The 23,111-nt window shown below is 67.5% G+C and carries 16 protein-coding genes; 10 read left to right on the top strand and 6 right to left on the bottom strand.

The annotated features are described in order from the left end of the window. The 7 genes from AB4Y44_RS25695 to recD all read left to right on the top strand — a co-directional run. Positions 1 to 1,091 (top strand): NAD(P)/FAD-dependent oxidoreductase (locus AB4Y44_RS25695; protein ID WP_368701223.1); only part of this gene is annotated, 1,091 nt, incomplete at its 5' end. A gap of 311 nt (positions 1,092 to 1,402) precedes the next feature. Beyond that, positions 1,403 to 2,284 carry a sn-glycerol-3-phosphate ABC transporter permease UgpA gene (gene ugpA, locus AB4Y44_RS25690; RefSeq protein WP_254317602.1) on the top strand — a complete coding sequence of 294 codons (882 nt, stop codon included), beginning with the start codon at positions 1,403 to 1,405 and terminating at the stop codon, positions 2,282 to 2,284. Beyond that, the gene (gene ugpE, locus AB4Y44_RS25685) at positions 2,284 to 3,129 is read left to right on the top strand and encodes a sn-glycerol-3-phosphate ABC transporter permease UgpE (RefSeq protein ID WP_368701222.1); all 846 of its coding nucleotides are present in this window, start codon (positions 2,284 to 2,286) and stop codon (positions 3,127 to 3,129) included. Before ugpA ends, ugpE begins: the two co-directional genes overlap by 1 nt. Positions 3,130 to 3,154: 25 nt before the next feature. After that, positions 3,155 to 4,231 (top strand): sn-glycerol-3-phosphate import ATP-binding protein UgpC, encoded by a 1,077-nt coding sequence (locus AB4Y44_RS25680; protein ID WP_368701221.1) that lies wholly within the window; start codon positions 3,155 to 3,157, stop codon positions 4,229 to 4,231. Positions 4,232 to 4,494: 263 nt separating this feature from the next. Then, a complete protein-coding gene (recC, locus tag AB4Y44_RS25675) occupies positions 4,495 to 8,079 on the top strand; it encodes an exodeoxyribonuclease V subunit gamma (RefSeq protein ID WP_368701220.1) in 3,585 nt (1,194 codons plus the stop codon). Further along, positions 8,076 to 11,912, top strand: coding sequence for an exodeoxyribonuclease V subunit beta (gene recB / locus AB4Y44_RS25670; RefSeq protein ID WP_368701219.1), 3,837 nt, complete (start codon positions 8,076 to 8,078; stop codon positions 11,910 to 11,912). The genes recC and recB overlap by 4 nt, the downstream gene beginning before the upstream one ends. Next, positions 11,909 to 14,119 carry an exodeoxyribonuclease V subunit alpha gene (gene recD / locus AB4Y44_RS25665; RefSeq protein WP_368701218.1) on the top strand — a complete coding sequence of 737 codons (2,211 nt, stop codon included), beginning with the start codon at positions 11,909 to 11,911 and terminating at the stop codon, positions 14,117 to 14,119. Before recB ends, recD begins: the two co-directional genes overlap by 4 nt. A 76-nt stretch (positions 14,120 to 14,195) precedes the next feature. Here the strand turns inward: recD and AB4Y44_RS25660 are convergent, their stop codons facing one another. The 4 genes from AB4Y44_RS25660 to AB4Y44_RS25645 all read right to left on the bottom strand — a co-directional run bounded on the left by AB4Y44_RS25660 (position 14,196) and on the right by AB4Y44_RS25645 (position 17,038). Continuing rightward, the gene (locus tag AB4Y44_RS25660; RefSeq protein WP_133180170.1) at positions 14,196 to 14,621 is read right to left on the bottom strand and encodes an organic hydroperoxide resistance protein; all 426 of its coding nucleotides are present in this window, start codon (positions 14,619 to 14,621) and stop codon (positions 14,196 to 14,198) included. A gap of 281 nt (positions 14,622 to 14,902) precedes the next feature. Beyond that, the gene (locus AB4Y44_RS25655; RefSeq protein WP_368701217.1) at positions 14,903 to 15,466 is read right to left on the bottom strand and encodes a TetR/AcrR family transcriptional regulator; all 564 of its coding nucleotides are present in this window, start codon (positions 15,464 to 15,466) and stop codon (positions 14,903 to 14,905) included. A gap of 101 nt (positions 15,467 to 15,567) precedes the next feature. Continuing rightward, positions 15,568 to 16,203, bottom strand: coding sequence for a LysE family transporter (locus tag AB4Y44_RS25650; protein WP_342918724.1), 636 nt, complete (start codon positions 16,201 to 16,203; stop codon positions 15,568 to 15,570). Between the two features lie 112 nt (positions 16,204 to 16,315). Continuing rightward, positions 16,316 to 17,038 (bottom strand): CerR family C-terminal domain-containing protein, encoded by a 723-nt coding sequence (locus tag AB4Y44_RS25645; protein ID WP_342918725.1) that lies wholly within the window; start codon positions 17,036 to 17,038, stop codon positions 16,316 to 16,318. Positions 17,039 to 17,133: 95 nt separating this feature from the next. Between AB4Y44_RS25645 and AB4Y44_RS25640 the strand changes: the two genes are divergently transcribed. The 3 genes from AB4Y44_RS25640 to AB4Y44_RS25630 are packed head-to-tail and all read left to right on the top strand — an operon-like array spanning position 17,134 to position 21,377. After that, positions 17,134 to 18,270, top strand: a complete 1,137-nt coding sequence (locus tag AB4Y44_RS25640) for an HlyD family secretion protein (RefSeq protein WP_368701216.1) — start codon at positions 17,134 to 17,136, stop codon at positions 18,268 to 18,270. Next, on the top strand, positions 18,206 to 19,852 hold the full coding sequence (locus AB4Y44_RS25635; protein ID WP_342918727.1) for an MDR family MFS transporter: 1,647 nt from the start codon (positions 18,206 to 18,208) through the stop codon (positions 19,850 to 19,852). The genes AB4Y44_RS25640 and AB4Y44_RS25635 overlap by 65 nt, the downstream gene beginning before the upstream one ends. Before the next feature lie 16 nt (positions 19,853 to 19,868). Continuing rightward, positions 19,869 to 21,377: an efflux transporter outer membrane subunit gene (locus AB4Y44_RS25630; RefSeq protein ID WP_368701215.1), complete on the top strand. Its 1,509-nt coding sequence runs from the start codon at positions 19,869 to 19,871 to the stop codon at positions 21,375 to 21,377. Here AB4Y44_RS25630 and kdgR read toward each other — a convergent pair. Continuing rightward, a complete protein-coding gene (kdgR, locus tag AB4Y44_RS25625) occupies positions 21,374 to 22,195 on the bottom strand; it encodes a DNA-binding transcriptional regulator KdgR (protein ID WP_368701214.1) in 822 nt (273 codons plus the stop codon). The genes AB4Y44_RS25630 and kdgR overlap by 4 nt on opposite strands. A 127-nt stretch (positions 22,196 to 22,322) precedes the next feature. Next, positions 22,323 to 23,093 (bottom strand): 2-dehydro-3-deoxy-D-gluconate 5-dehydrogenase KduD, encoded by a 771-nt coding sequence (gene kduD, locus AB4Y44_RS25620; RefSeq protein ID WP_368701213.1) that lies wholly within the window; start codon positions 23,091 to 23,093, stop codon positions 22,323 to 22,325. Between the last annotated feature and the right edge of the window lie 18 nt (positions 23,094 to 23,111).

The following is a 23,111-nucleotide window of genomic DNA, read 5'->3' as shown; positions in this document are numbered from 1 at the left end:
AGGCCTATTTGAAGGGCGAGGCCGACGTCGAGCGCCTGTGGCTCAAACCGCGCGCGTTCTACGACGAGCAGCGCATCGAGCTGAAGCTCGGCGCGAGCGCGCAGTCGCTCGACCGCGCGAGCCGCACGCTCACGCTCGCCGACGGCAGCCCGCTGCAATTCGACAAGCTGATTTTCGCCACTGGCTCGACGCCGCGCGCGTTGACGGTGCCGGGCCACGATCTCGCCGGCGTGATCGCGCTGCGCTCGCTCGCCGACGCCGACGTGCTGCGCGAGCGCGTGAAGCCGGGCGAAAAGCTGGTGGTGATCGGCGCCGGGTATATCGGCCTCGAAGCGGCAGCGGCGGCGCGCCAGCTCGGCCACGAGGTCACGGTGCTCGAAGCCGCGCCGCGCGTGCTGGGCCGCGTGACGGGCGAGACCGTTTCCGCGTTCTACGCGAACGAGCATCGCGTGCAAGGCGTGGAACTGCGCCTGAACGCGAAGATCGAGGCGCTCGTGGGCGAGGGCGGCAAGCTCACCGGCGTGAAGCTCGCGGACGGCGAGATCGTACCCGCCACGCTCGCGCTGGTCGGCATCGGCATCCTGCCGAACGAGGCGCTCGCGAAGGCGGCGGGCATCACGTGCGCCAACGGCATTCAGGTGGACGACGACGCGCGCACGAGCGACCCGGACGTCTTTGCGATCGGCGATTGCACGCACCGGCCGCTTGCGCATTATGGCCGCGCGGGGCGCCTCGAAAGCGTGCACAACGCGGTGGAGCAGGCGAAGCTCGCGGCCGCTGCGATCGTCGGCAAGCCGCGCCCCGCGTGCGACGCGCCGTGGTTCTGGTCCGATCAGTACGACCTCAAGCTGCAGACGGTGGGCCTGCTCGAAGGCTATGACGAGGCCATCGTGCGCGGCGACCCGACCGCGCGGCGCTTCGCGGTGTACTACCTGAAGGACCGCGTGCTGCTCGCGATCGACGCCGTCAATTCGATGCCCGATTTCCTGTGCGGCAAGAAGCTCGTGGGCAAGGGCGTGAAGCTCGACCTCGACGCGCTGCGCGATCCGGCCACCGACATCGGCAAATTCGCCGCGGCGGCGCTCGCCTGAGCGGCCAGTCGAACGATGAAGTCAGGGGGCGCGCGACGCCCCCGCTATTTTCTCGATCGGGAGACGCTGCGCGCCGGATCAACACGCTCCGCAGCCCGATCGCCCGCCGCCTCCCTGCGTCACTCCCTCTCCCGGCGCCTCAGTTCGGACTCCAGTCCAGCGCTTCGACCCGTGCTTTGGCCCGCATTGTCACGCGTCTCGGCTAGAATGCGAACGCGGCGCCGCCCAAGAGGCGGCTCAATTCGATCAACAAGCCGCGTCAACCGGTGTTCGCGCCCGTCCGAACGCCGCCACTCGAGGAGAGTGACGCAATGGAACAACGCTCCCGTTTTGGGGCGAGCCTGCTGCCGTACCTGCTCGTCGGCCCGCAGCTTGCGGTGACCGTGATCTTTTTCCTGTGGCCGGCCGGGGTGGCGCTGCTGCAGTCCACCCAGGCCCAGGACGCCTTCGGCACGTCGTCGGTCTTCGTCGGCTTCGCCAACTTCACGCGGCTCCTGCACGATCCGCTCTATCTGGCCTCGGTCCAGACGACGCTCGTGTTTACGGCGCTCGTCACGTTCGGCGGCCTCGCCATTTCGCTGCTGCTGGCAGCCATGGCGCACCATGTGACGCGCGGCAAGCGCTTCTATCAAACGTTTCTCATCTGGCCGTATGCGGTCGCGCCCGTCATTGCCGCCGTGTTGTGGGGCTTTCTGTTCAACCCGAGCATCGGCCTCGTGACCTTTGCGCTCGCACGCTTCGGCGTGACGTGGAATCACGCGCTCAACCCCGGCCAGGCCATGGCGCTCGTTGTGATCGCATCGGTCTGGCAGCAGATCAGCTACAACTTCCTGTTCTTCTACGCGGGCCTGCAGTCGATTCCGCAGTCGCTGTTCGAGGCGGCCGCGATCGACGGCGCGGGCCCCGTGCGGCGCTTCTTCGGCATTGCGTTCCCGCTGCTTTCGCCCACGAGCTTCTTTCTGCTCGTGGTGAACGTGGTCTACGCGCTCTTCGACACCTTCCCCGTGATCGATGCGGCAACGGGCGGCGGGCCCGGCCAGGCCACGCGCACGCTCGTCTACAAGATCTTCGACGAAGGCTTCCGGGGCCTCGACATCGGCAGCTCGGGCGCGCAGTCGGTCGTGCTGATGGTGATCGTGACGGCGCTCACGATCTTCCAGTTCCGCTTCATCGAACGACGGGTGCAGTACTGATGGTCGAGAACCGTAAGTACTTCAACCTGTTCTGCCACGCCATGCTGCTGCTCGGTGTGGCGGTGGTGGCCTTTCCCGTGTACGTGGCGTTTTGCGCCGCCACGATGAACGAGAAAGAAGTCTTCTCGGTGCCGCTCTCGCTCGTGCCGGGCACCCATCTGTTCGCGAACATGGCCACCGTGTGGAACGTGGGCACGGGCAGCGCGGCGAGCCCGTTCGGCGTGATGCTCATGAACAGCATCATCACGGCGCTCGTGATTTCGGTGGGCAAGATCGCCATATCGATCATCTCGGCCTATGCGATCGTGTTTTTCCGCTTTCCGTTCCGGCGCCTCGCGTTCTGGCTGATCTTCGTGACGCTCATGCTGCCCGTGGAAGTGCGCATTTTCCCCACGGTGCAAGTCGCGGCTACGCTGCATCTCACGAACACTTACGCGGGCCTCACGCTGCCGCTGATCGCTTCGGCCACGGCCACGTTTCTGTTCCGCCAGTTCTTCCTCACGCTGCCCAACGAATTGATCGAGGCCGCGCGTATCGACGGAGCGGGGCCGCTGCGGTTCTTCTGGGACGTGGTGCTGCCGCTTTCGAAAACGAACATCGCGTCGCTGTTCGTCATCACGTTCATCTACGGCTGGAACCAGTATCTGTGGCCGATTCTCATGTCGAGCACGGCTTCGATGACGACCGCCGTGGTGGGCATCAAGAGCATGATTTCGAGCGGCGACGCAGCGACGCAATGGCACCTCGTGATGTGCGCGACGATGATCGCCATGCTGCCGCCGCTCGTGGTGGTGCTGGCCATGCAGCGCTGGTTCGTGCGCGGCCTCGTGGACGTGGAGAAATAAGCATGAATGCAATTCGGGGGACGGCATGGCGGCATTGAGCATACGGGGCGTCACGAAGTCGTACGACGGCGCGCAACAGGTGTTGCACGGCATCGACGTGCAGGTGGCGGACGGCGAATTCATGGTGCTCGTCGGCCCGTCGGGCTGCGGGAAGTCCACGCTGCTGCGCATGGTCGCGGGGCTCGAGACGATCACGTCGGGCGAGATCGCCATCGGCGAGAAAGTGGTCAATCGCGTGGAGCCCAAGGATCGCGACATCGCCATGGTGTTCCAGAACTACGCGCTCTATCCGCACATGACGGTCGCGCGCAACATGGGCTACAGCCTCAAGCTGCAGGGGCTCGACCGCACGACGATCGATGCGCGCGTGGCGGCGGCCGCCGAAATCCTCGAACTGGGCAAGCTGCTCGAGCGCAAGCCGCGCGAGCTTTCGGGCGGCCAGCGCCAGCGCGTCGCGATGGGCCGCGCGATCGTGCGCGAGCCTTCGGTGTTCCTGTTCGACGAGCCGCTCTCGAACCTCGACGCGAAGCTGCGCGTGCAGATGCGCCTTGAAATCCAGCGTCTGCATGCGCGTCTGCGTACGACGAGCCTGTACGTCACGCACGACCAGATCGAGGCGATGACGCTCGCGCAGCGCGTGATGGTGCTCAACGGCGGGCGCGCGGAGCAGATCGGCACGCCCAGCGAAGTGTACGACCGGCCCGCTTCGATGTTCGTGGCGAGCTTTATCGGCTCGCCGGCCATGAACCTGCTGCGCGGGCGCGTGGGCGACGACGGCCGGCGCTTCGAAATCGCGGGCAACGGGCCGCATCTGCCGCTCGGCGATGCGCCGGCCTGGCTGCCGAAGGGCGCCGAATGCGTGCTGGGCGTGCGGCCCGAGCATATGCACGCGCGCGGCGCCAACGAGCCGGTCACGCTCGAGGTCGAGACTTGTGAATTGCTCGGCGCGGACAACCTCGCGCACGGCCGCTGGGGCAGCGCGGATGTGGTGGTGCGTCTGCCGCACGAAACGCGGCCCACGCCCGGCGAGCGGCTGGCGGTGCACCTGCCGCCGGCGCGCCTGCATTTCTTCGATCCGGCTACCGGCAAGCGTTTGGGCTAGGCCGCGCCTGCCGGAGTCCACACCGCGGCCTGTGCGCGAAAGCGGCGCTCGCCGCGGTCCCGATTGTCGTAAACTGTCGCATCGCGCGGGCGCAATGCCGCCTGCGCCATTCGTATCGGCAAGTGCCGGCGCATATCGGCGCATATCGGCGCGTACCGGCACCAAACACGAACAGGCGACATGGCCGCAATTCCTTTTCTCCGCTTCCTCGCCTCATCTGCCCAACCCGCGCGTCACGTGGATCTGGCGCGCCGGAGCCTCGCTTGAGCGCGCGCGAACTGCCCACCGGGCTGATGCTCGTTCACGGCAATCAGCCCGAGCGCATGCGCGACCTGATCGTGAGCTGGATCGGCCAGAACCCGATCGCGCCACTCGAAAAGGAAATGTTCCTCGTGCAGAGCAACGGCATCGCGCAGTGGCTCAAGCTCGCGTTTGCCGCCGATCCCGAGGAGGGTGGCTGCGGGATCGCGGCGGCGTTCGAAATGTCGCTGCCGTCGCGTTTTCTGTGGCAGGTGTATCGCGCCGTGCTCGGCAACGACGCGGTGCCCGCAGTCTCGCCGTTCGACAAGTCGCGCCTCGTCTGGCGTCTCATGCGCATGCTGCCGGCGCTGCTCGACGAGCCGGGCTATCAGCCGCTCAAGCGCTTCATGGCCAACGACGAGGACCAGCGCAAGTGCTTCCAGCTCGCGCAGCGCGTGGCGGATCTGCTCGACCAGTACCAGGTCTATCGCGCGGACTGGCTCGCTGCGTGGGCGGCGAACGAGGACGTGCTGATCGACGCGCGCAACGTGCGCACGCCGTTGCCCGAGGAGGCGCGCTGGCAGGCGGCGCTTTGGCGCGCGCTGCTCGCGGACGTGGGCGCGCAGGCGCAAGACGGCATCGGCCTGCGCGACACCGGGCGCGCCGCCGTGCACGAAGCGTTCATGGCGCGCGCGCAGTCATGGCAGGAGGGCGAGGCCCGGCCGAAAGGCTTGCCGCGCCGGCTCGTGGTGTTCGGCATTTCGAGCCTCGCGCGCCAGTCGGTGGAAGTCCTCGCGGCGCTCGCGCGCTGGAGCCAGGTACTGATGTGCGTGCATAACCCCTGCATGCACTACTGGGCCGACATCGTCGCCGACCAGGACCTGCTGCGCGCACGCCACGCGCGCCAGCGCCGCCGCGCGGGCGCGCCGGACCAGCTCGACGAGGCGCAGCTGCATCTGCATTCCCAGCCGTTGCTCGCGGCCTGGGGCAAGCAGGGGCGTGACTTCATCGGCCTGCTCGACGAATACGATAGCGACGAAGCGCGCGAGACGTACACGCCGCATTTCACGCGCATCGGCCAGCGTATCGATCTGTTCGACGGCGAGGACGCGCTCACGCTGCTCTCGCAGTTGCAAGACGACATTCGCGATCTGCGGCCGCTCGGCGAAACGCGCGAGCGCTGGGAACCGGTCAATGCGCAGGAAGACGAATCGATTCGCTTTCACATCGCGCATAGTGCGCAGCGCGAAGTGGAGATCCTGCACGACCGCCTGCTCGCCGCGTTTGCGGCGGACCCCACGCTGCGCCCGCGCGACGTGATCGTGATGGTGCCCGATATCGAAGTCTACGCGCCGCATATCCAGGCCGTGTTCGGCCTGCTTGACGGCAACGATCCGCGCAGCATTCCGTTCAGCGTGGCCGACCGCGCGCAGCGCGCGTTCGACCCGCTCATCGGCGCGCTGGAAATGCTGCTTGCGCTGCCGTACTCGCGCGTGACGGTGAGCGACGTGCTCGACCTGCTCGAAGTGCCGGCCGTGCGCGCGCGCTTCGGTATCGACGCCGAAGACGTGCCGACGCTGCGCAACTGGATCGACGGCGCGAATATCCGCTGGGGCCTGCACGCTGGCCAGCGCGCGAGCCTCGGGCTCCCCCAGGCCGACGAACGCAGCGCACCCAACAGCTGGGCGTTCGGTCTGCGCCGCATGCTGCTGGGCTACGCCGCGGGCGAGCGTGCGGGCGCATGGCGCGGCATCGAACCGTACAGCGAAATCGGCGGGCTCGACGCCGCGTTGCTGGGCCCGCTCACGCGCCTCGTGGATGCGCTCGATCACGCGTGGCGCACGCTGCGCGAACCGGCCACGGTGGACGCGTGGTGCGAGCGTCTGCGCGCGTTGAAGGCGGCCTTTTTCGCGGCGCGGGACGAAGACGCCTACACGCTCGACCGCCTCGACGGCGCGCTCGAAACATGGCGCGAGGCCTGCGATGAAGCGGCGCTCACGCAGACCCTGCCGCTCGCCATCGTCGCGGAGAACTGGCTCGCGGCGCTCGAAGGCGGCGGCCTCTCGCAGCGCTTCTTCGCGGGCGCGGTGACCTTCGCCACGCTCATGCCGATGCGGGCGATTCCGTTCCGGCGCGTGTGCCTGCTCGGCATGAACGACGGTGACTATCCGCGCAGCCGCACGCCGCTCGACTTCGACCTCATGCGTCGCGACTATCGCCCCGGCGACCGCTCGCGCCGCGAAGACGACCGCTATCTGTTCCTCGAAGCGCTGCTCTCGGCGCGCGACCATCTGCATGTTTCGTGGATCGGGCGCAGCGTGACCGACAACACGCCGCGCCCGCCTTCGGTGCTGGTCGGACAGTTGCGCGACCATCTGAAGGCCGGCTGGCGGCTCGAAGGCGACGAAGACAACGCTGGCGAAGCGCTGCTCGACGCGTTGACCATCGAGCATCGCCTGCAGCCGTTCAGCCCGGACTATTTTCCGCCGCGCCCCGAAGAGGCGACGCTCTACACCTATGCGCACGAGTGGGGCAAGCCGGCACAGGTGCGGCCTGCGGCTGAAGCGAACGCCGAAGTCCTCGCGCCGACTGAACGCGACGAGCCGCTGTCGATTCGCGAACTCGGCGAATTCCTGCGCGAGCCGGTTCGCAGCTTCTTCCGGCAGCGTCTGCGCGTGTCCTTCGAAAGTGAAGATGCGGCGAGCGAAAATCACGAGCCCTTCGAGGTGGACGCGTTGCAGGCGTGGCAGTTCCAGGGCGAGCTGATCCGCGCGCAGGTCCTCGCGATGGAGCGCGGCGAAGACGATCTCGAACCGGCCGCGCTTGCGCGCCTCGAGCGCATGCATCGCAGCGGCGACCTCGCGAGCGGCGGCTTCGGCGAGGTGATCGGCGAAGAACTGCTCGCGCCCATGCCCGAGCTGTTCGCCGAATATCGCAAGGCGCTCGCGCGCTGGCCCGAGCCGCTCGCGCATCAATACGAAATTCGTCTCGATGCGACGCTGGAAGGCCGCATCGTTTCGCTCGACGACTGGCTCGACGATCTACGTGCGGGCCCGGACGGCGCGCTCGGCCGTGTGATTCTGGAGCCGGGCACGCTCGTGAAGGACAGCCGCTACCGCAGCGACCGTCTCGTACCTTATTGGGTCGCGCACGCGGCCGCGCAGATCGCGGCCGGTCCGGTGACCACGGTGATCGTGAGCAAGGTGGGCGTGGTGGAGTTCGCGCCGCTCGACGTGCAGGTTGCGCGTGACTATCTGCTCGCGCTGCTGGCCGCATGGGACGAAGGGGCGCGACGGCCCTTGCCGCTCGCGGTGAAGACCGCGTTTGCATGGCTGCGCAAGTTGCCCGATCCATTCGACGGCACGCGCGCGATGGTGCCTGCCGAAGCGTGGGAAGCCGCACGCGCGGCCTACGAGGGCAATGCCCGTTCGCCCGGCGAGTGCGAGACGAACGCGTATTTGCGCCGTGCCTTCCCCGATTTCAACGCGCTCGCTGCCCACGACGATTTCATCACGCTCGCCACGACGCTGCTGCTGCCGGTGAGCCGCGCGCCGCTCGCGTCGTCGCGTGCGAAGCGGGCCTCGAGCGAGGCAGGAGAGACGGCATGAATCCGCTCGGGAACATGGACGCGCAAATCCTGGAGCCGCTGCGCTTCCCGCTTTACGGCAGCCGCCTGATCGAAGCGAGCGCCGGCACGGGCAAGACCTTCACGATCGCGATGCTGTACGTGCGCCTCGTGTTGGGGCACGGCGCGCTCAACGCAGCAAGCGACGGAGCGGATTTCGATGACGAGGCGCGCACGGCAGGCCGCGCGCTCACGCCGCCCGAAATTCTCGTCGTGACCTTCACCGATGCAGCCACGAAGGAACTGCGCGAGCGCATTCGCGCGCGCCTCATCGAAGCCGCCGATTGCTTCCGCGTCGAGCCCGAAGACGTGCCCGAGCGCGAGCCGGGTGAAGACCTGTTGCACGACCTGCGCGAGGACTATTCGCCGGAGCAGTGGCCCGCGTGCGCGCGCCGCCTGCAACTGGCGGCCGAATGGATGGACGAGGCCGCGGTCTCGACGATCCACGGCTGGTGCAACCGCATGCTGAGCGAGCACGCGTTCGATAGCGACAGCCTCTTTTCGCAGACGCTCGAAACCGACCAGACGGAATTGCGCGCCGAAGTCGTGCGCGACTACTGGCGCACCTTCATGGCGCCCCTCGACGCAGCGAGCGCCGCCGAAGTGAGGGCATGGTTCGCGAGTCCCGACGAATTACACGACGCGATACGCGGGCTGCTCGCGCACGCCGATCTCCTGCCCGATGCATGCGACCCCGAGGCGGCGCTCGCAGACGCCCGCCAGCGCGCACGCGACGAACTCGAAACGCTGAAGGCGCCTTGGCGCGTCTGGATCGACGAGGTCGAGGCCTTGCTCAACGCGGCGCGCGCCGCGAAGCAGTTCGACGCCAGAAAGCTCAATTCGAAGCACAGCGAAACATGGATCGGCAAGCTGCGCGACTGGGCCAACGATCCCGAATCCGCGCATCCGGGCTTCGACGACAAGGCGGCCGTGTGGACGCGCCTCACCCCTGCCGGTCTGGCAGAGATCTGGGTGAAGGGCGAGCCGCCCGTGCATGCGGCCTTCGTGGCGATGGAAAGCTTGCGCGAGTCGCTGGCTGCGCCGCCCGTGGCGAAACAGGACCTGCTGTGTCACGCGGCGCGCTGGGTGGCGAAGCGCTTCGAGGAAGAGGAGACGCGCCGTTCGCAAATGGGCTTCGACGATCTGCTCACGCGGCTGCGCGCGGCGCTGCTGCGCGAGAACGGCCCGCGTCTCGCGGAAATCATCCGCAAGCAGTATCCGGTCGCGCTGATCGACGAGTTTCAGGACACCGACCCGGTTCAGTACCAGATCTTCGATGCGGTCTATCGCATCGCCGAACACGACGCCGAAACGGCCATCGTCCTGATCGGCGATCCGAAGCAGGCGATCTACGCGTTTCGCGGCGCGGACATCTACACCTACCTGCGTGCGCGCCGTGCCTGCGAAGGGCGGCTCTATACGCTCAAGAAGAACTTCCGCTCCACGCGCGCGATGGTCGAGGCGGTGAACCGCTGCTTCGAAGCGGCGGAATCGCGGCCCGAGGGCAGTGGTGCGTTTTTGTTTCGCAGCCCTGATGGATGCGAAAACGCGTTGCCGTTCGTGGCCGCGGACGCGCATGGACGGCCCGAGAAGCTGGTTGCAGCCGGTGCGGCGCTGCCCGCGCTCAACGTCTGGTGGATGCCGCCTCCCGCGGATGGCAAGCCGCTCAGCAAGGGCGCGTATCTCGCGGGCATGGCCGGCAGCTGCGCGACCGAGATGGTGCGCCTGCTCAATCTCGGCCAGGAGCAGGCAGCGGGTTTCTCGGGCGAACGCGGCATGCGGTCGTTGCAGCCCGCCGACATGGCGGTGCTCGTCAACAACCGCAGCGAGGCGCAGGCGATACGCGAAGCGCTGGCCGCGCGCGGCGTGCGCAGCGTCTATCTCTCGGATCGCGACTCGGTGTACCAGACGCCGCAGGCCGAGGAGCTGCGCTTCTGGCTCGCGGCCTGTGCCGAGCCCGACGACGGCCGCCTCGTGCGCACGGCGCTCGCTACGCCCACGCTCGGGCTCGCATGGGCCGAACTCGACCGGCTCGGGCACGACGAGATCGCGTGGGAGTCGCGCGTGCTGCAGTTCCGCGAGTACCGCGAATGCTGGCGCAGGAAGGGCGTGCTGCCGATGTTGCGCCGCTTGTTCAACGACTTTCACGTGCCGCAGCGCCTGCTTGGCGAGGCCGCTGGCGCGGGGCTCAATGGCGAGCGCGCGCTCACCAACCTGCTGCATCTCGCCGAACTGCTGCAACAGGCGAGCACGCAGCTCGACGGCGAGCATGCGCTGATCCGCTATCTCGACGAGCAGCGCGAAGACGAAAGCGCGGGCGGCGGGGGCGACGCGCGCCAGTTGCGTCTGGAAAGCGATGCGGGGCTCGTGCAGGTGGTCACGATCCACAAGTCGAAGGGCCTCGAATATCCGCTCGTGTTTTTGCCGTTCGCGTGTGCGCACCGCGCCGTCAAGCCCGACGACGTGCCGTTCAAGTGGCACGACGACGAAGGCGAATTGCGCGTCACGCTCGAGGCCGACGCGCGCGTGCTGCGTCAGGCCGATCGCGAGCGCCTCGGCGAAGATCTGCGCAAGCTCTACGTCGCACTGACGCGCGCGCGCTACGCGACGTGGGTCGGCTATGGACCGGTGCAGGGCGTCGAGGCGAGCGCGTTCGGGTACCTGCTGGGCGGCGGCGCGGCCATTCCTGCTCAGGAGACCGAAGCATGGCTCGACAGGTTGCGCGGCCCGTGCGCCGACATCGCCGTCGCGCCTGCGCCCCACGCGCGCCGGGACGTGCTCGCGCTGCGCGACACCGGCGCCGTGCGCGGCGAGGCGCGCACGCTCGCGCATCGCGAGCGCGAACGCTGGTGGATCGCGAGCTATTCGAGCCTGAAGACGCTCGAAACGTCGATCGGTTCCGGCGTGCCCGTCGAAGCGGACGATGTGCGCGGCACGCTCGACACGCGCAGCGAGGACGTGTTCCTCGAACTGCTCGACGCGAGCGTGCCGCCCGCGGACGACGATGCCTTTGCCAGCGCCGGCCAGACGCTCGTCGCACCCGCGCTTGCGCCGATGCACGGGTTCGAGCGCGGCGCGGACGCGGGCACCTTCCTGCACGAGCTGATGGAATGGGCCGCCAACGAAGGCTTCGCCGAAATCGCGCAGGACGAAGCGCGCGTGCGCGACATGGTCGCGCGCCGCTGCAGCGTGCGCGGCTGGTCGCACTGGATCGAGACGCTCACGGCGTGGATGCTGGAACTCGTGCGCACGCCGCTGCGCCTGCCCGACATCGAAGGCGAGCGCGTGGCGCCCGTGGCGTTCGCGCAGTTCGAACCCGGTGCGTATATGGCCGAGCTGGAGTTCTGGGTCACGGCGCATGCCGTCGATACGCTCGCAATCGACGCGCTTGTCACTGCATTCACGCTGGACGGCGAGGCGCGCCCCGCGCTCGACGCCGCCACGCTCAACGGCATGCTCAAGGGCTTCATGGATCTCGTGTTCGAACACGAAGGCCGCTATTACGTGGCCGACTACAAGTCGAACTGGCTCGGCCCCGACGATGCGTCCTACACGCCAGCGAAAATGCGCGCGCAGATCCTGCATTCGCGCTACGAACTGCAATACGTGCTCTATCTGTTCGCGCTGCACCGTCTGCTCAAGTCGCGCCTGCCCGATTACGACTACGACCGCCACGTGGGCGGCGCCGTGTATCTGTTCCTGCGCGGCGGCCGCGCGCCGGGGCAGGGGCTGCATTGCGAGCGGCCGCCGCGCGAGCTGATCGAACGATTGGACGCGTTCTTCGCGCGTCGCAACGCGCTGGAGGATGTGGCATGACGAGGCGCCGCACGAAAGGGCAGGACGGCCTCACCGGCGATCTGTTCGAGAATCTGGACATGCCGGAGGCCGCGCCGGAACCGAGGCCAGTGGCCGCGCGCGAAACGGCCGGGCAAATGCTCGGTGTGCTCGATAATTGGGTCGAGCGCGGCTGGCTCCGTACGCTCGATGCCGCATTCGCACGCTTCTTGTGGACGGAAGCGCCGCACAGTCCGCCGTTGCTGCTGCTGGCGGCCGCGCTGGCGAGCCATCAGCTTGGGCGCGGTCATGTGTGTCTCGACCTGAAGGCCACGCTGGAGGATCCGGCATTCGCGCTGTCCTTGCCGCCCGACGGGCCGCAAATGCTGGCCGCGGTGCCGGTGCAGCCGCCTGCCGAAGTGCTCGCGGGCGTGACGCTCGCGCAGTGGCGCGCGGCGCTCGCGGTGCCCGATCTCGTGAGCGAAGAGACGGCGGTTGTCGACGCCGCGCATGGCAATGCGCCGCTCGTGCTGGCGGGCACGCGGCTTTATTTGCGGCGCTACTGGCAATACGAACAGGACGTGCGCGAGGGCATCGAGCGCCGGCTCACACGCGCGGCACAGCTCGAAGCCGCGTTGCCGCTCGATATCGCGCGTGCGGCGCTCGACGCGCTGTTTACGCCACGCGCCGGCCAAGTTGCGCGCGCCGCCGACTGGCAGAAGCTCGCCTGCGCGCTCGCCGCGCGCAGCGCGTTCAGCATCGTCACGGGCGGGCCGGGCACGGGCAAGACGACGACGGTCGTGAGATTATTGGCACTCCTGCAGACACTCGCGCTCGGCCGTGCGGAGCAGGGAGCGCGTGCCGCGCGGCCGTTGCGCATCCGGCTTGCCGCGCCTACCGGCAAGGCGGCGGCGCGTTTGAACGAATCGATTGCGGGCGCGGTGGAGCGGCTGCCGTTCGACGCGCTGCAGGCGCATGTGGACGCCGTGGCGCTGCGCAACGCGATTCCGACCGTCGTGACCACGCTGCATCGCGTGCTCGGCACGCGGCCCGGCAGCCGGCGCTTCAGGCACGACGCCGCGAATCCGCTGCCCGTGGACGTGCTCGTGATCGACGAGGCCTCGATGGTCGACCTCGAAATGATGGCCGCCGTGCTCGACGCGCTGCCGCCCTCCGCGCGGCTCATCCTGCTCGGCGACAAGGACCAGCTTGCTTCGGTCGAGGCCGGGGCAGTGCTGGGCGAATTGTGCGACCGCGCGCGCGAAGGGCACTACACGCAGGCGTCGCGGGCGTGGCTCGAAGCGGCCACGGGCGAGCGCATCGACGCGGCCATGCTCGACGCGCGCGGCCTGCCGCTCGACCAGGCCATCGCGATGCTGCGCGAGAGCCATCGTTTCGCATCGGAGAGCGGCATCGGCGCGCTGGCCGAACTCGTCAACCTGGGCGATGCAGTGGGAGTCGCGAAGATCTGGTCGCGCGGTTACGAGGATCTCGCGCGCCTCGTGTGTCCCGCCGACGATGACGGCCCGTTGCGCTCGCTGATCGTCGATGGCCGCGTGGGCGAACACGGCGCCGCGCACGCGCAGCGCCAGGGCTACCGCCACTACCTCGAAACGATGCGCACGACCCGGCCCGAGCCCGGCGCGACGCCCGAGGCGCTGTCCGGTTGGGCCGCTGGCGTGCTCAAGGCGCACGGCGCGTTTCAGCTGCTGTGCGCGCTGCGCCGTGGACCGTGGGGCGTCGAAGGCCTGAACCGCCGCGTGGCGCGCCTGCTGCACGAAGAAGGACTGATCGACCCGCACGGCGACTGGTACGCGGGCCGGCCCGTGCTCGTCATGCACAACGACTACGAGCTTGGGCTCATGAACGGCGACATCGGCATCGCGCTGGAGTTACCCGTCGAGGTGGGTGAGCCGCCCGTGTTGCGCGTCGCCTTCCCGGCCGGCGACGGCTCGGGTGGCGTGAAGTGGGTCTCGCCGAGCCGGCTGCAGGGCGTGGAGACGGTGTTCGCACTCACCGTGCACAAATCGCAGGGCTCGGAGTTCACGCACGCAGCACTCGTGCTGCCCGATACGTACAGCCCCATTCTCACCCGCGAACTCGTCTACACCGGCATTACGCGTGCGCGTTCGTTCCTCACGCTCACGGTGCCCGAGGGGCGTTCCGTGCTCGATCGCGCGGTGCTCGCCAAGGTGCAGCGTGCAAGCGGCCTCATGGCGGGACTCGCGCGCGACGCTCAGGCTGCGTGAACCTGCGTGAGCGGCGGGCAAAAAACCGAGGGCCGCTCATGGCGGCCCCCGACTCGTGCTGCATGCGGCTCGCGGCTTAGACGATGGTGAGCGTCACGTCGATGTTGCCGCGCGTGGCGTTCGAGTACGGGCACACGATATGGGCCTTGTCGACGAGCGCCTGGGCGGCCGCGCGATCCATGCCGGGCAGCGAAATCTTCAGTTCGACTTCAATGCCGAAGCCATTCGGAATCTGGCCGATGCCGACATTGCCGGTGATCGAGACATCGGCGGGCAGGGAAATCTTGTCGCGCGCCGAGACGAACTTCATCGCGCCGATGAAGCATGCGCTGTAGCCCGCGGCGAACAGCTGCTCGGGGTTCGTGCCGTCGCCGCCCGCGCCGCCCAGTTCGCGCGGCGTGGTGAGCTTGAGGTCCAGGTTGCTGGCGGGAATGACGGCACGGCCATCGCGGCCGCCGGTGACGTTGGCTTCGGCGCGGTAGAGGACTTTTTCGATCGACATGACAGGCTCCTTTGAGCAAAGACGGTTCGTTGAAGGTACGGCGGAGTACGGCATTCAATTTAGTGGTGCAAGGCGACAACCATGTGCACCAGGGTCCAGCAGAAGAGCAGCGCTTGCGAATTTCCGGTCGTCCATTTCTGCATTCTATCTATTACCAGATAGATTTCCGGCCGTCGAAACACGTTCATCATGCTCCTCTTTCTAGCTATCTATCAGAAGATAAAATTCATCGCCCAAAAAGAGGCGGCTAGGCGCCCCGTCCTACAGGCAAGGATACGTTGCTAAGCCACGCGCCACATGGCTTCGACATCTTCGAGGCGCGACTTCGTGTGGAACAGCCGGCTCGCCAGGACGCTGCCCTGCAAGGCCGCGAACAACGTGCGGGCCGAGCTTTCCGGCTTGCCCCGCACGACCAGCGTGCCTTCTTTCGCGCCTTGGGCCAGCACCTCGGCCAGCCAGCTTTCGTTGGCGCGGAAGAATGCCTGCACGGCGTGACGCACGGTTTCCGGCAGCGACTCGATGTCGGCGGCCAGCATGCCGCACAGACAGATCTGGTTGCCTTCGCCCAGCGTCTTGCCGAAGAGCCGCGTGTACGTAGCGAGCTTTTCGCGCGCCGGCAGCGCCGCGTCGATCGACTCCAATCCCGCCATGACTTCGCCGCTGTACTGGCTCACCGCTTCGAGCACCAGGTCGTCTTTCGACGGGAAGTAATAGTGGATGCTCGACGTTTTCACCCCCACCAGTTCTGACAGGTCGCGGTAGCTGAACCCGTTGTAGCCGCGCAGCATCATGAGGGTGATGGCGTGGTCGAGAACTTGCTCCCGCACTGTCAGCTTCGTGTTCATGGACTCTAATTTATCTACTGGAAGATAGATTGTCAAGTGCCTCACGAAATAAATTCCGGTCCGCCGGGCGCGACCTGCTGGCCGCGTCCGGCAGGGCGACGTCAGATTCCGCGATGCCCGGCGCTGAAAATCAGCCGCAGGCCCAGCGCCCCGATCGCGCCGGCCGCAATGCGGTCGATCCAGCTCTTGGCGCGCAGATAGAGATCGCGGGGACGCTGGCTCGAAAAGCACAGCGCGACGACCGTGTACCAGCCGGTTTCGATCGCGAAGACGAGCGGCGGCAGCGCGAAGTAGCACCACAGCGGCGGGTTATGCGGCAGCAGCGCGACGAAGATGCCGCCGTAGGCAATCGCAGTTTTCGGGTTGCTCAACTGGGTGGTGAGGCCGCTCCAGTACGACTTGCCGGGGCGCTCGTCCGGTGTGGCCGTTCTGCTCACCGTGACGGGCGAGCCCGCGCCGCGCCAGATGCGCGAAGCGATGTAGAGCAGATAGACGCCGCCCGCGATCTTGAGCGCGGCGTACAGCCAGGCCACGGTGGCGAGCAGGGTGTAGAGCCCGGCGAGCGCGATGCCCGCGAAGCAGATCGCACCCGTGCCCATGCCTAGCGCGGTGGCGACGCCGTCGCGGCGCGAGAGACCGATCGAGTTGCGCGCGACGAGCACGAAGCTCGGGCCGGGACTCATGGCCCCGAGTAGAACAGCGAGGAGAATGCTGGCAACGGCGGCGAGGGGTGACATGCTGGCGGCTCCATGCGGGAGGGAATCCCGCACACTAACATGCGCGCGGAGGCGCCGCGTGGATTCCCCACTGGCGCCGCGGGATCGTGCCTGCCGCCTGAATAGTGCTTAGTTATCTTGAGCGATTGGGCTTGTCGCGCTCGCGATTCCAGTGGCGCAGCAGCACGCGCGTCTGTTCTGCGATGCTCACCTTCAGAAAATCGGCCTTCGCTCTGTCGATGTCGTCCCAGCCGAGCATCGTGAGCGTGGAGCGGCGCGCAATGAAGAACAGCAGAAACTGCCCATACAGGCTGAACATGCGCACCACGGTGAGCGGATCGTCGGCCGGCATGCCGGTTATGCGTTCGAGCAGTTCCACGTTGATGGTGTTCAGCGGCGAGCGCACGCGCTCACGCAGGATTTCCGAGCCGATCTCCGGCTCGCCGCCGCCCTGTTCGCGCGCGAAGAACAGACGCTGGTCCGGCCCATGCTGCTTGACGAAGGAGCGGTCGGCCACGGCCGACTGGATGTCGAGGAAGGCGTCGATCAGCGCTTCGGTGTCCGCATTGCGCTCGAGCGCTTCGCGCGCGCGCTGCACGGCCGGCTCGAACGACTGCCACGATTCGTCGGCGATCCACTCCGCGCAGGCACGGTACAGGCCTTCCTTGTTCTCGAAGTAATACTGCAGCGCCGGTGCATTCACGCCCGCGCGCGCGGCGATGTCGCGCGTGGAGGCGCCGTCGAAGCCGTGCTGCCCGAACAGGCTGATGGCCGCCTCGATGATCTTGCGACGTGTCTCGTCGCCACGCGCATAGCCTCCTTCGGGCGAGCGTCGCAGTTTCTTACCTTCGCTCATGCATTTCCTTTCGTATCCCTGCGAAATATAACACTTGACACAATTTTTCCAAGTGGAATAATTTTGCCGACTGGAATAAATTGAGAATCAACAACATGTCTACGACTGCAGGCGCGCCCGGACGCGACGTGCCGGACGCCGCCGCTGCACCTGCGCGCAGCGGCGCGAAGCGAACCCTTCTGATCCTGCTGGGACTGGCGGCGCTCGTCGCCGCCGCGGTGTGGCTGGGCCACTGGTGGGTCGTCGGGCGCTTCATCGACTCCACGGACGACGCCTATCTGCAGGCCGACAGCGTGACGATCGCCCCGAAGGTGAGCGGCTATGTGACGGACGTCTACGTGGCCGACAACCAGGCCGTGAAGGCGGGCGATCCGCTCGTGAAGCTCGACGCGCGCCAGTATCAGGTGGCGCTCGACCAGGCGCAGGCCACCGTCGACGCGCGCACGGCGGACATCGAGCATGCACAGGCGCAGATCGAGCAGCAGCGCGCGAACGTCGCTCAGGCACAGGCGCAGCAGGAAGTCGCCCGGGTGAGCCTGCGCCACGCGAACGACGAAGTGGCGCGCTACGCGCCGCTTGCGGCCACGGGTGCGGAAACGACCGAGCGGCTTGCCGAACTCAAGAGCGAACGCGACAAGGCGCAGGCCACGCTCGCCGCCGACGCAGCGGCCGTCACGGCCGCGCGCTCGCAGATCTCGGCGCTGAACGCGCAGCTCTCGCAGGCGCGCGCGCAGCTCGAGGCGGCGCGTGCGAACGCCGCGCAGTCGCAACTCGACCTCGACAACACCGTAGTGAAGAGTGCGCTGGCGGGCCGCGTGGGCGACCGCACCGTGCGCGCGGGCCAGTACGTGCAGCCGGGCACGCGCATGCTGACCGTCGTGCCGGTGCAGCGCACCTACCTCACGGCGAACTTCAAGGAAACGCAGATCGGCCGGATGCGCGCGGGCCAGCCCGTGGAGCTGCACGTCGACGCGCTGCCTGGCCACACGCTGCACGGCGTGGTGGACAGCTTCTCGCCGGGTACGGGCGCGCAGTTCGCGCTGTTGCCGCCTGAGAACGCCACCGGCAACTTCACGAAGATCGTGCAGCGCGTGCCGGTGCGCATCCGCCTCGAAACCGGGCCGGAAACGCGCAGTGTGCTGCTGCCGGGCATGTCGGTGACCGTCGATGTCGACACGCGCTCCGCGCGTGAGGACGACCGCCGTATCGACCAGGAGAACCACCGTGGCTAATACGGCTCGCGCAGCGGTGCCGCATCCGCATGGCGAGCGCGCGAGCGCGGCGGACTGGATCGCCGTCGCGGCGGGTGCGCTGGGCGCATTGATGGCCACGCTCGACATTTCCATCACGAACTCGGCGCTGCCGCAGATCCAGGGCCAAATTGGCGCGACGGGCACCGAGGGCACGTGGATCTCCACGGGCTACCTGATGTCCGAGATCGTGATGATTCCGCTCGCCGCGTGGCTCACACGGGTGTTCGGACTGCGAAATTTCCTGCTTGCGAACTCGGCGCTCTTCATCGCCTTTTCGATGATGTGCGGCTGGTCGACCACGCTCGGCATGATGATCGCCGGGCGCATCGGCCAGGGTTTCACGGGCGGCGCGATGATCCCGACCGGGCAGACCATCATCCGCACGCGCCTGCCGCTCTCGCAGCTGCCCGTGGGCATGACGGTGTTCGGCCTGATCGTGCTGCTCGGCCCGCTGCTCGGGCCCGTGGTGGGCGGCTGGCTCGCGGAGAACATCAGCTGGAGCTGGTGCTTCTTCATCAATCTGCCGGTGTGTCTCGCGCTCATCACGCTGCTTATCGTCGGGCTCGAACCCGACCGGCCGCACTGGGAAGCCTTCCTCAAGGCGGACTGGCTCGGCATTACCGGGCTGGCGGTGGGCCTGAGTTCGCTGACCGTCGTGCTCGAAGAGGGCCAGCGCGAACGCTGGTTCGAGTCGAGCTTCATCGTCACGCTCACGTGGATCTCGCTCGCGGGCATGGTGCTCATCGCGCTTTCGCAGTTCACCGCGAAAAAGCCGATTCTGCGTCTGTCGCTCATGCGCAATCCGCGCTATGCGAGCGTCATCATCATCGTGTTCGCGGTGGGCGCCGGGCTTTACGGCATTTCGTACCTGCTGCCGCAGTTTCTGAGCCTCGTTGCCGGCTACAACGCGCAGCAGTCCGGCGCGATCATGCTGCTTTCGGGGCTGCCCGCGTTCCTCGTGATGCCGATTCTGCCGCGCTTGCTAGGGAAGGTGGATTTTCGCATCCTGGTGGTGTCCGGGCTGCTGCTCTTCACGCTGAGCTGCATGCTCGACATTTCGCTCACGGCGCAGAGCGTCGGTCACGATTTTGTCTGGTCGCAGCTCGTGCGCGGCGTGGCGCAAATGCTCGCGATGATGCCGCTGAACCAGGCCTCGATGGCGGCGGTGTCGCGCGAAGATTCCGGCGACGCGGCCGGGCTCTACAACATGGCGCGCAATCTGGGCGGCTCGGTGGGCCTTGCGATCATCGGCACGCTCATCGACCGGCGCGAAACGTTCCATACGGCCGTGTTGCGCGAATCGCTCAGCGCCAATTCGGTCATCGGCCAGGAGCGCGTGGCCGGGAGCGCGGCGAGCTGGTTCACGCAGACCGGCGACATGGCACACTCGCAACTGCAGGCGCTCGGCCAGATTGCAGCGCAAATCACGCAGCAATCGATGGTCATCACGTACTCCGAAACATTCTGGGTGCTCGGCATCGCCCTGGCGGCATGCGTGCCGCTCGCGCTCCTGCTCAAGAAGCCGCAGCCTGGCGCACAGGCGCCGTCTGGCGGCCACTGAAGATTATCACTGACTCATGACGGCAACCCGTTACTTCCGACTCTCCTATGCCGCGCTGAGCGCGTGCGCCGCTGCCTGCGCGCTGGCCGCCTGCACCGTCGGCCCCGACTATCGCGGCGCACCGGCGGTCGCGCCCGAAGCGGCGAACGCCACTTCGTTCCTGCGCACGCCCGCGCAAGGCGTGACGCCCGCGCGCGCGCCGAGCCAATGGTGGCTTGCGCTGAACGATCCGCAACTGAACACGCTGATCGACGCCGCGCTCGCCCACAATCCCGATGTGCGCGCGGCGCAGGCGCGTTTGCGCGCCTCGCGCGCGCAACTGCAGCAGCAACGCGCCGCCGAGCTGCCGAAGGTCGGCGCGAGCGCGGCGGCGATCCGCATGCGTGAACCAAACCTGAGCGCCTTGACGTCGTCGGGCAGCAGTTCGGGGCAGGGCGGCTCTTCCGGCGGCGGCCCGATCACGTTCTACACGGCGGGCTTCGATGCCTCGTGGGAAATTGACCTGTTCGGCGGCACGCGCCGCGCCGTGGAAGCGGCGAGCGACGAGGCCGATGCCGTGGACGCCGATCTTGCGGATACCCAGGTATCGCTGGCGGCCGAAGTCGCGCAAGCCTACATCGACCTGCGCGACGAGCAGCAGCGCCTCGCCATCGCGCAGCGTACGGCGCAACTGCAACAGGAGATGCTCACGCTCACCGAGCAGCGCCGCGCGAGCGGCACGGCGGCCGAGGTGGACGTGGAGCGGCTCACCACCCAGGTGGAAAACACGCGCTCCACGATCACGCCGCTCGCGGCGCAAGTCGAAATATCGCTGGATCAACTGGCGGTGCTCACCGGCAAGGCGCCTGGCGCACTGGACGCAGAACTGGCACAGGCGCAGCCGCTGCCCACGATGCCGGCCAGCGTGCCCGTGAGCGATCCCACCACGATGCTCGCGCAGCGCCCCGATATTCGCGCGGCGGAGCGGCGTCTCGCCTCGAGCAACGCGCAGATCGGCGAGCACGTGGCGGACTTTCTGCCCAAACTCACGCTGTTCGGCGACCTGGGCTTTTCGGCGGCGGAGCCGGGGCACCTGTTCCGCAAGAGCAATTTCAGCTGGGTAGGGGCGCCGTATCTGCAATGGAACGTGTTCGACTTCGGGCGCACGCTGGGCGCGGTGCATGGCGCGCAAGCTTCGCGTGACGAAGCCGAAGCGCATTACGAAAAGGCCGTGCTCGCGGCGCTGCAGGACGCGAACGCGTCGCTCTCGCGCTATGGCTATCTGCGCGAGCATCTGGTGACCTTGCAGAAGGTGCAGGTTTCCGCCGAGCGTTCCGCGACGCTCATGCGCCAGCGTTACCGCGCGGGCGCGTCGAGCCTCGTCGATCTGCTCGACACGCAGCGCACGGAATTCGCCGCGCAGCAGAACGTGGTGTCGGGCCAGGCCGATTTGCTCAAGGACTTCGTGTCGCTGCAGAAGAGCCTGGGTCTCGGCTGGCAGACCACCGCGACGGCCGCGGCGGCGACGGCCGCCACGCCGGGTTAACCGGGTTCGGCGGGCGCATGCTCGTGCGCGGCCGGCTCGCGATAGCCGAGCCGCGCCGAGATCGCCGCGCCCGCGCGCTTGAGCAGGGCGACGTAGTGCGCTTTCGTGTCCGCGCCGCAGCGCATGGTCGGAAACGAGATCGAGAGGCCGGCGATCACATGCCCGAAGCGGTCGAACACCGGCACCGCCAGGCACTGCAAACCATCTTCCTGCTCTTCGTTGTCTTCGCCGTAGCCTTGCTCGCGCACATGCGGAAGAATGTTGAGCACCGCGTCGGCGGAAGTGAGCGTTTTCTGCGTCGACTTCCTGAATTCCACATGCGACAGCGTTTCCTGCGCGTCGGCTGGCGACATGAACGCGAGCAGCACCTTGCCGATCGCGGTGCTATGCAGCGGATTGCGCCGCCCGATGCGCGACTGCATGCGCAGGCCGTAATCGCAGTCGATCTTGTGGATGTAGATGATCGCGTCTTCGTCGAACGCGCCGAGATGAACCGCCTCACGCGTGGCTTGCGCAATGCGTCGCATCTCGATGTCGGCTTCGCGCACGAGGTCGACGCTTTCGAGCGCCTTCGCACCGAGTTCGAACAGTCGGATCGTCAGACGATAACGGTCGGTTTCGACTTCCTGCGCGACGTAGCCTAACGCCTTCAGCGTTTGCAGCACGCGGTGCACGGTGGTTTTGGAAAGCGCGAGGCGCTGCGAAAGCTCGCTGATGCCGATCGGCCCGTTCTCGCCCAGCGCGCCGAGGATCGCAAACACGCGGCCGATCGACGAGACCGATTCGCCTTTCTCCGTGCCGCCGTCCATTTCGTTCATCGCGTGCTCCTGTGCGCTGCGCTGCCCCTTGCCTGAATTTGCCGTTTTTTCTACGCCTGCTGCCATTGTCGCTGGTCCATGTGACTCCCTGACGGGAGCATACCGCGTCCCGTGCGCGCCGCGTGGGCTAGCGCGCAAGCCAGCCGCCGTCCACGGCGAGCGTGTGGCCATGCACGTAATCGGCTGCCGCCGAGGCGAGAAACACCACGGGGCCGGCGAGATCGTCCGGTTCGCCCCAGCGCGCGGCGGGAATGCGGCTGAGGATCTCGCCGTTGCGCTGGGCGTCCTCGCGCAATGCGGCCGTGTTGGCGGTCGCCATATAACCGGGCGCGATCGCGTTGACGTTGATTCCGTGGGCGGCCCATTCGTTGGCGAGCAGGCGCGTGAGGCCCAGCACGCCGCTTTTCGAGGCCGTATAGGAGGCCACGCGAATGCCGCCCTGGAACGACAGCATCGACGCGATATTGATGATCTTGCCGCCGCCGCCCTGCGCGACGAACTGGCGCGCGGCCGCCTGGGCGAGAAAGAACACGCTCTTGAGATTGACGTCCATGACGGCGTCCCAGTCGTCCTCGCCGAAGACGAGGGCGTCTTCCCGGCGAATCACGCCGGCGTTGTTCACGAGGATGTCGATTCGTCCACAGGCTTCGACGGCGGCGCGCACGATGTCCTCCACGGGCGCGATCGAGCCGAGGTCGGCGCGCACGTCGACGAAGCGGCGCCCGAGGGCTTCGACACGCGCGGGCGTGTCGCCGGGCTCGCCCCTGCAAACGCCGACGATGCTGCAACCGGCCTGCGCGAGCGCGAGCGCCATGCCCGCGCCGAGGCCCGTGTTGCTGCCGGTGACGATGGCGATCTTGCCGCTGAGATCGAACGGATTGAACGTGCTGGATGCCATGAGTGCGCGGCCCTCGTG

This window comes from Paraburkholderia sp. BR10937 (assembly GCF_040965695.1).
In the GTDB taxonomy this organism is placed as follows: domain Bacteria; phylum Pseudomonadota; class Gammaproteobacteria; order Burkholderiales; family Burkholderiaceae; genus Paraburkholderia.
This window is presented reverse-complemented; position numbering and strand designations above follow the sequence as displayed.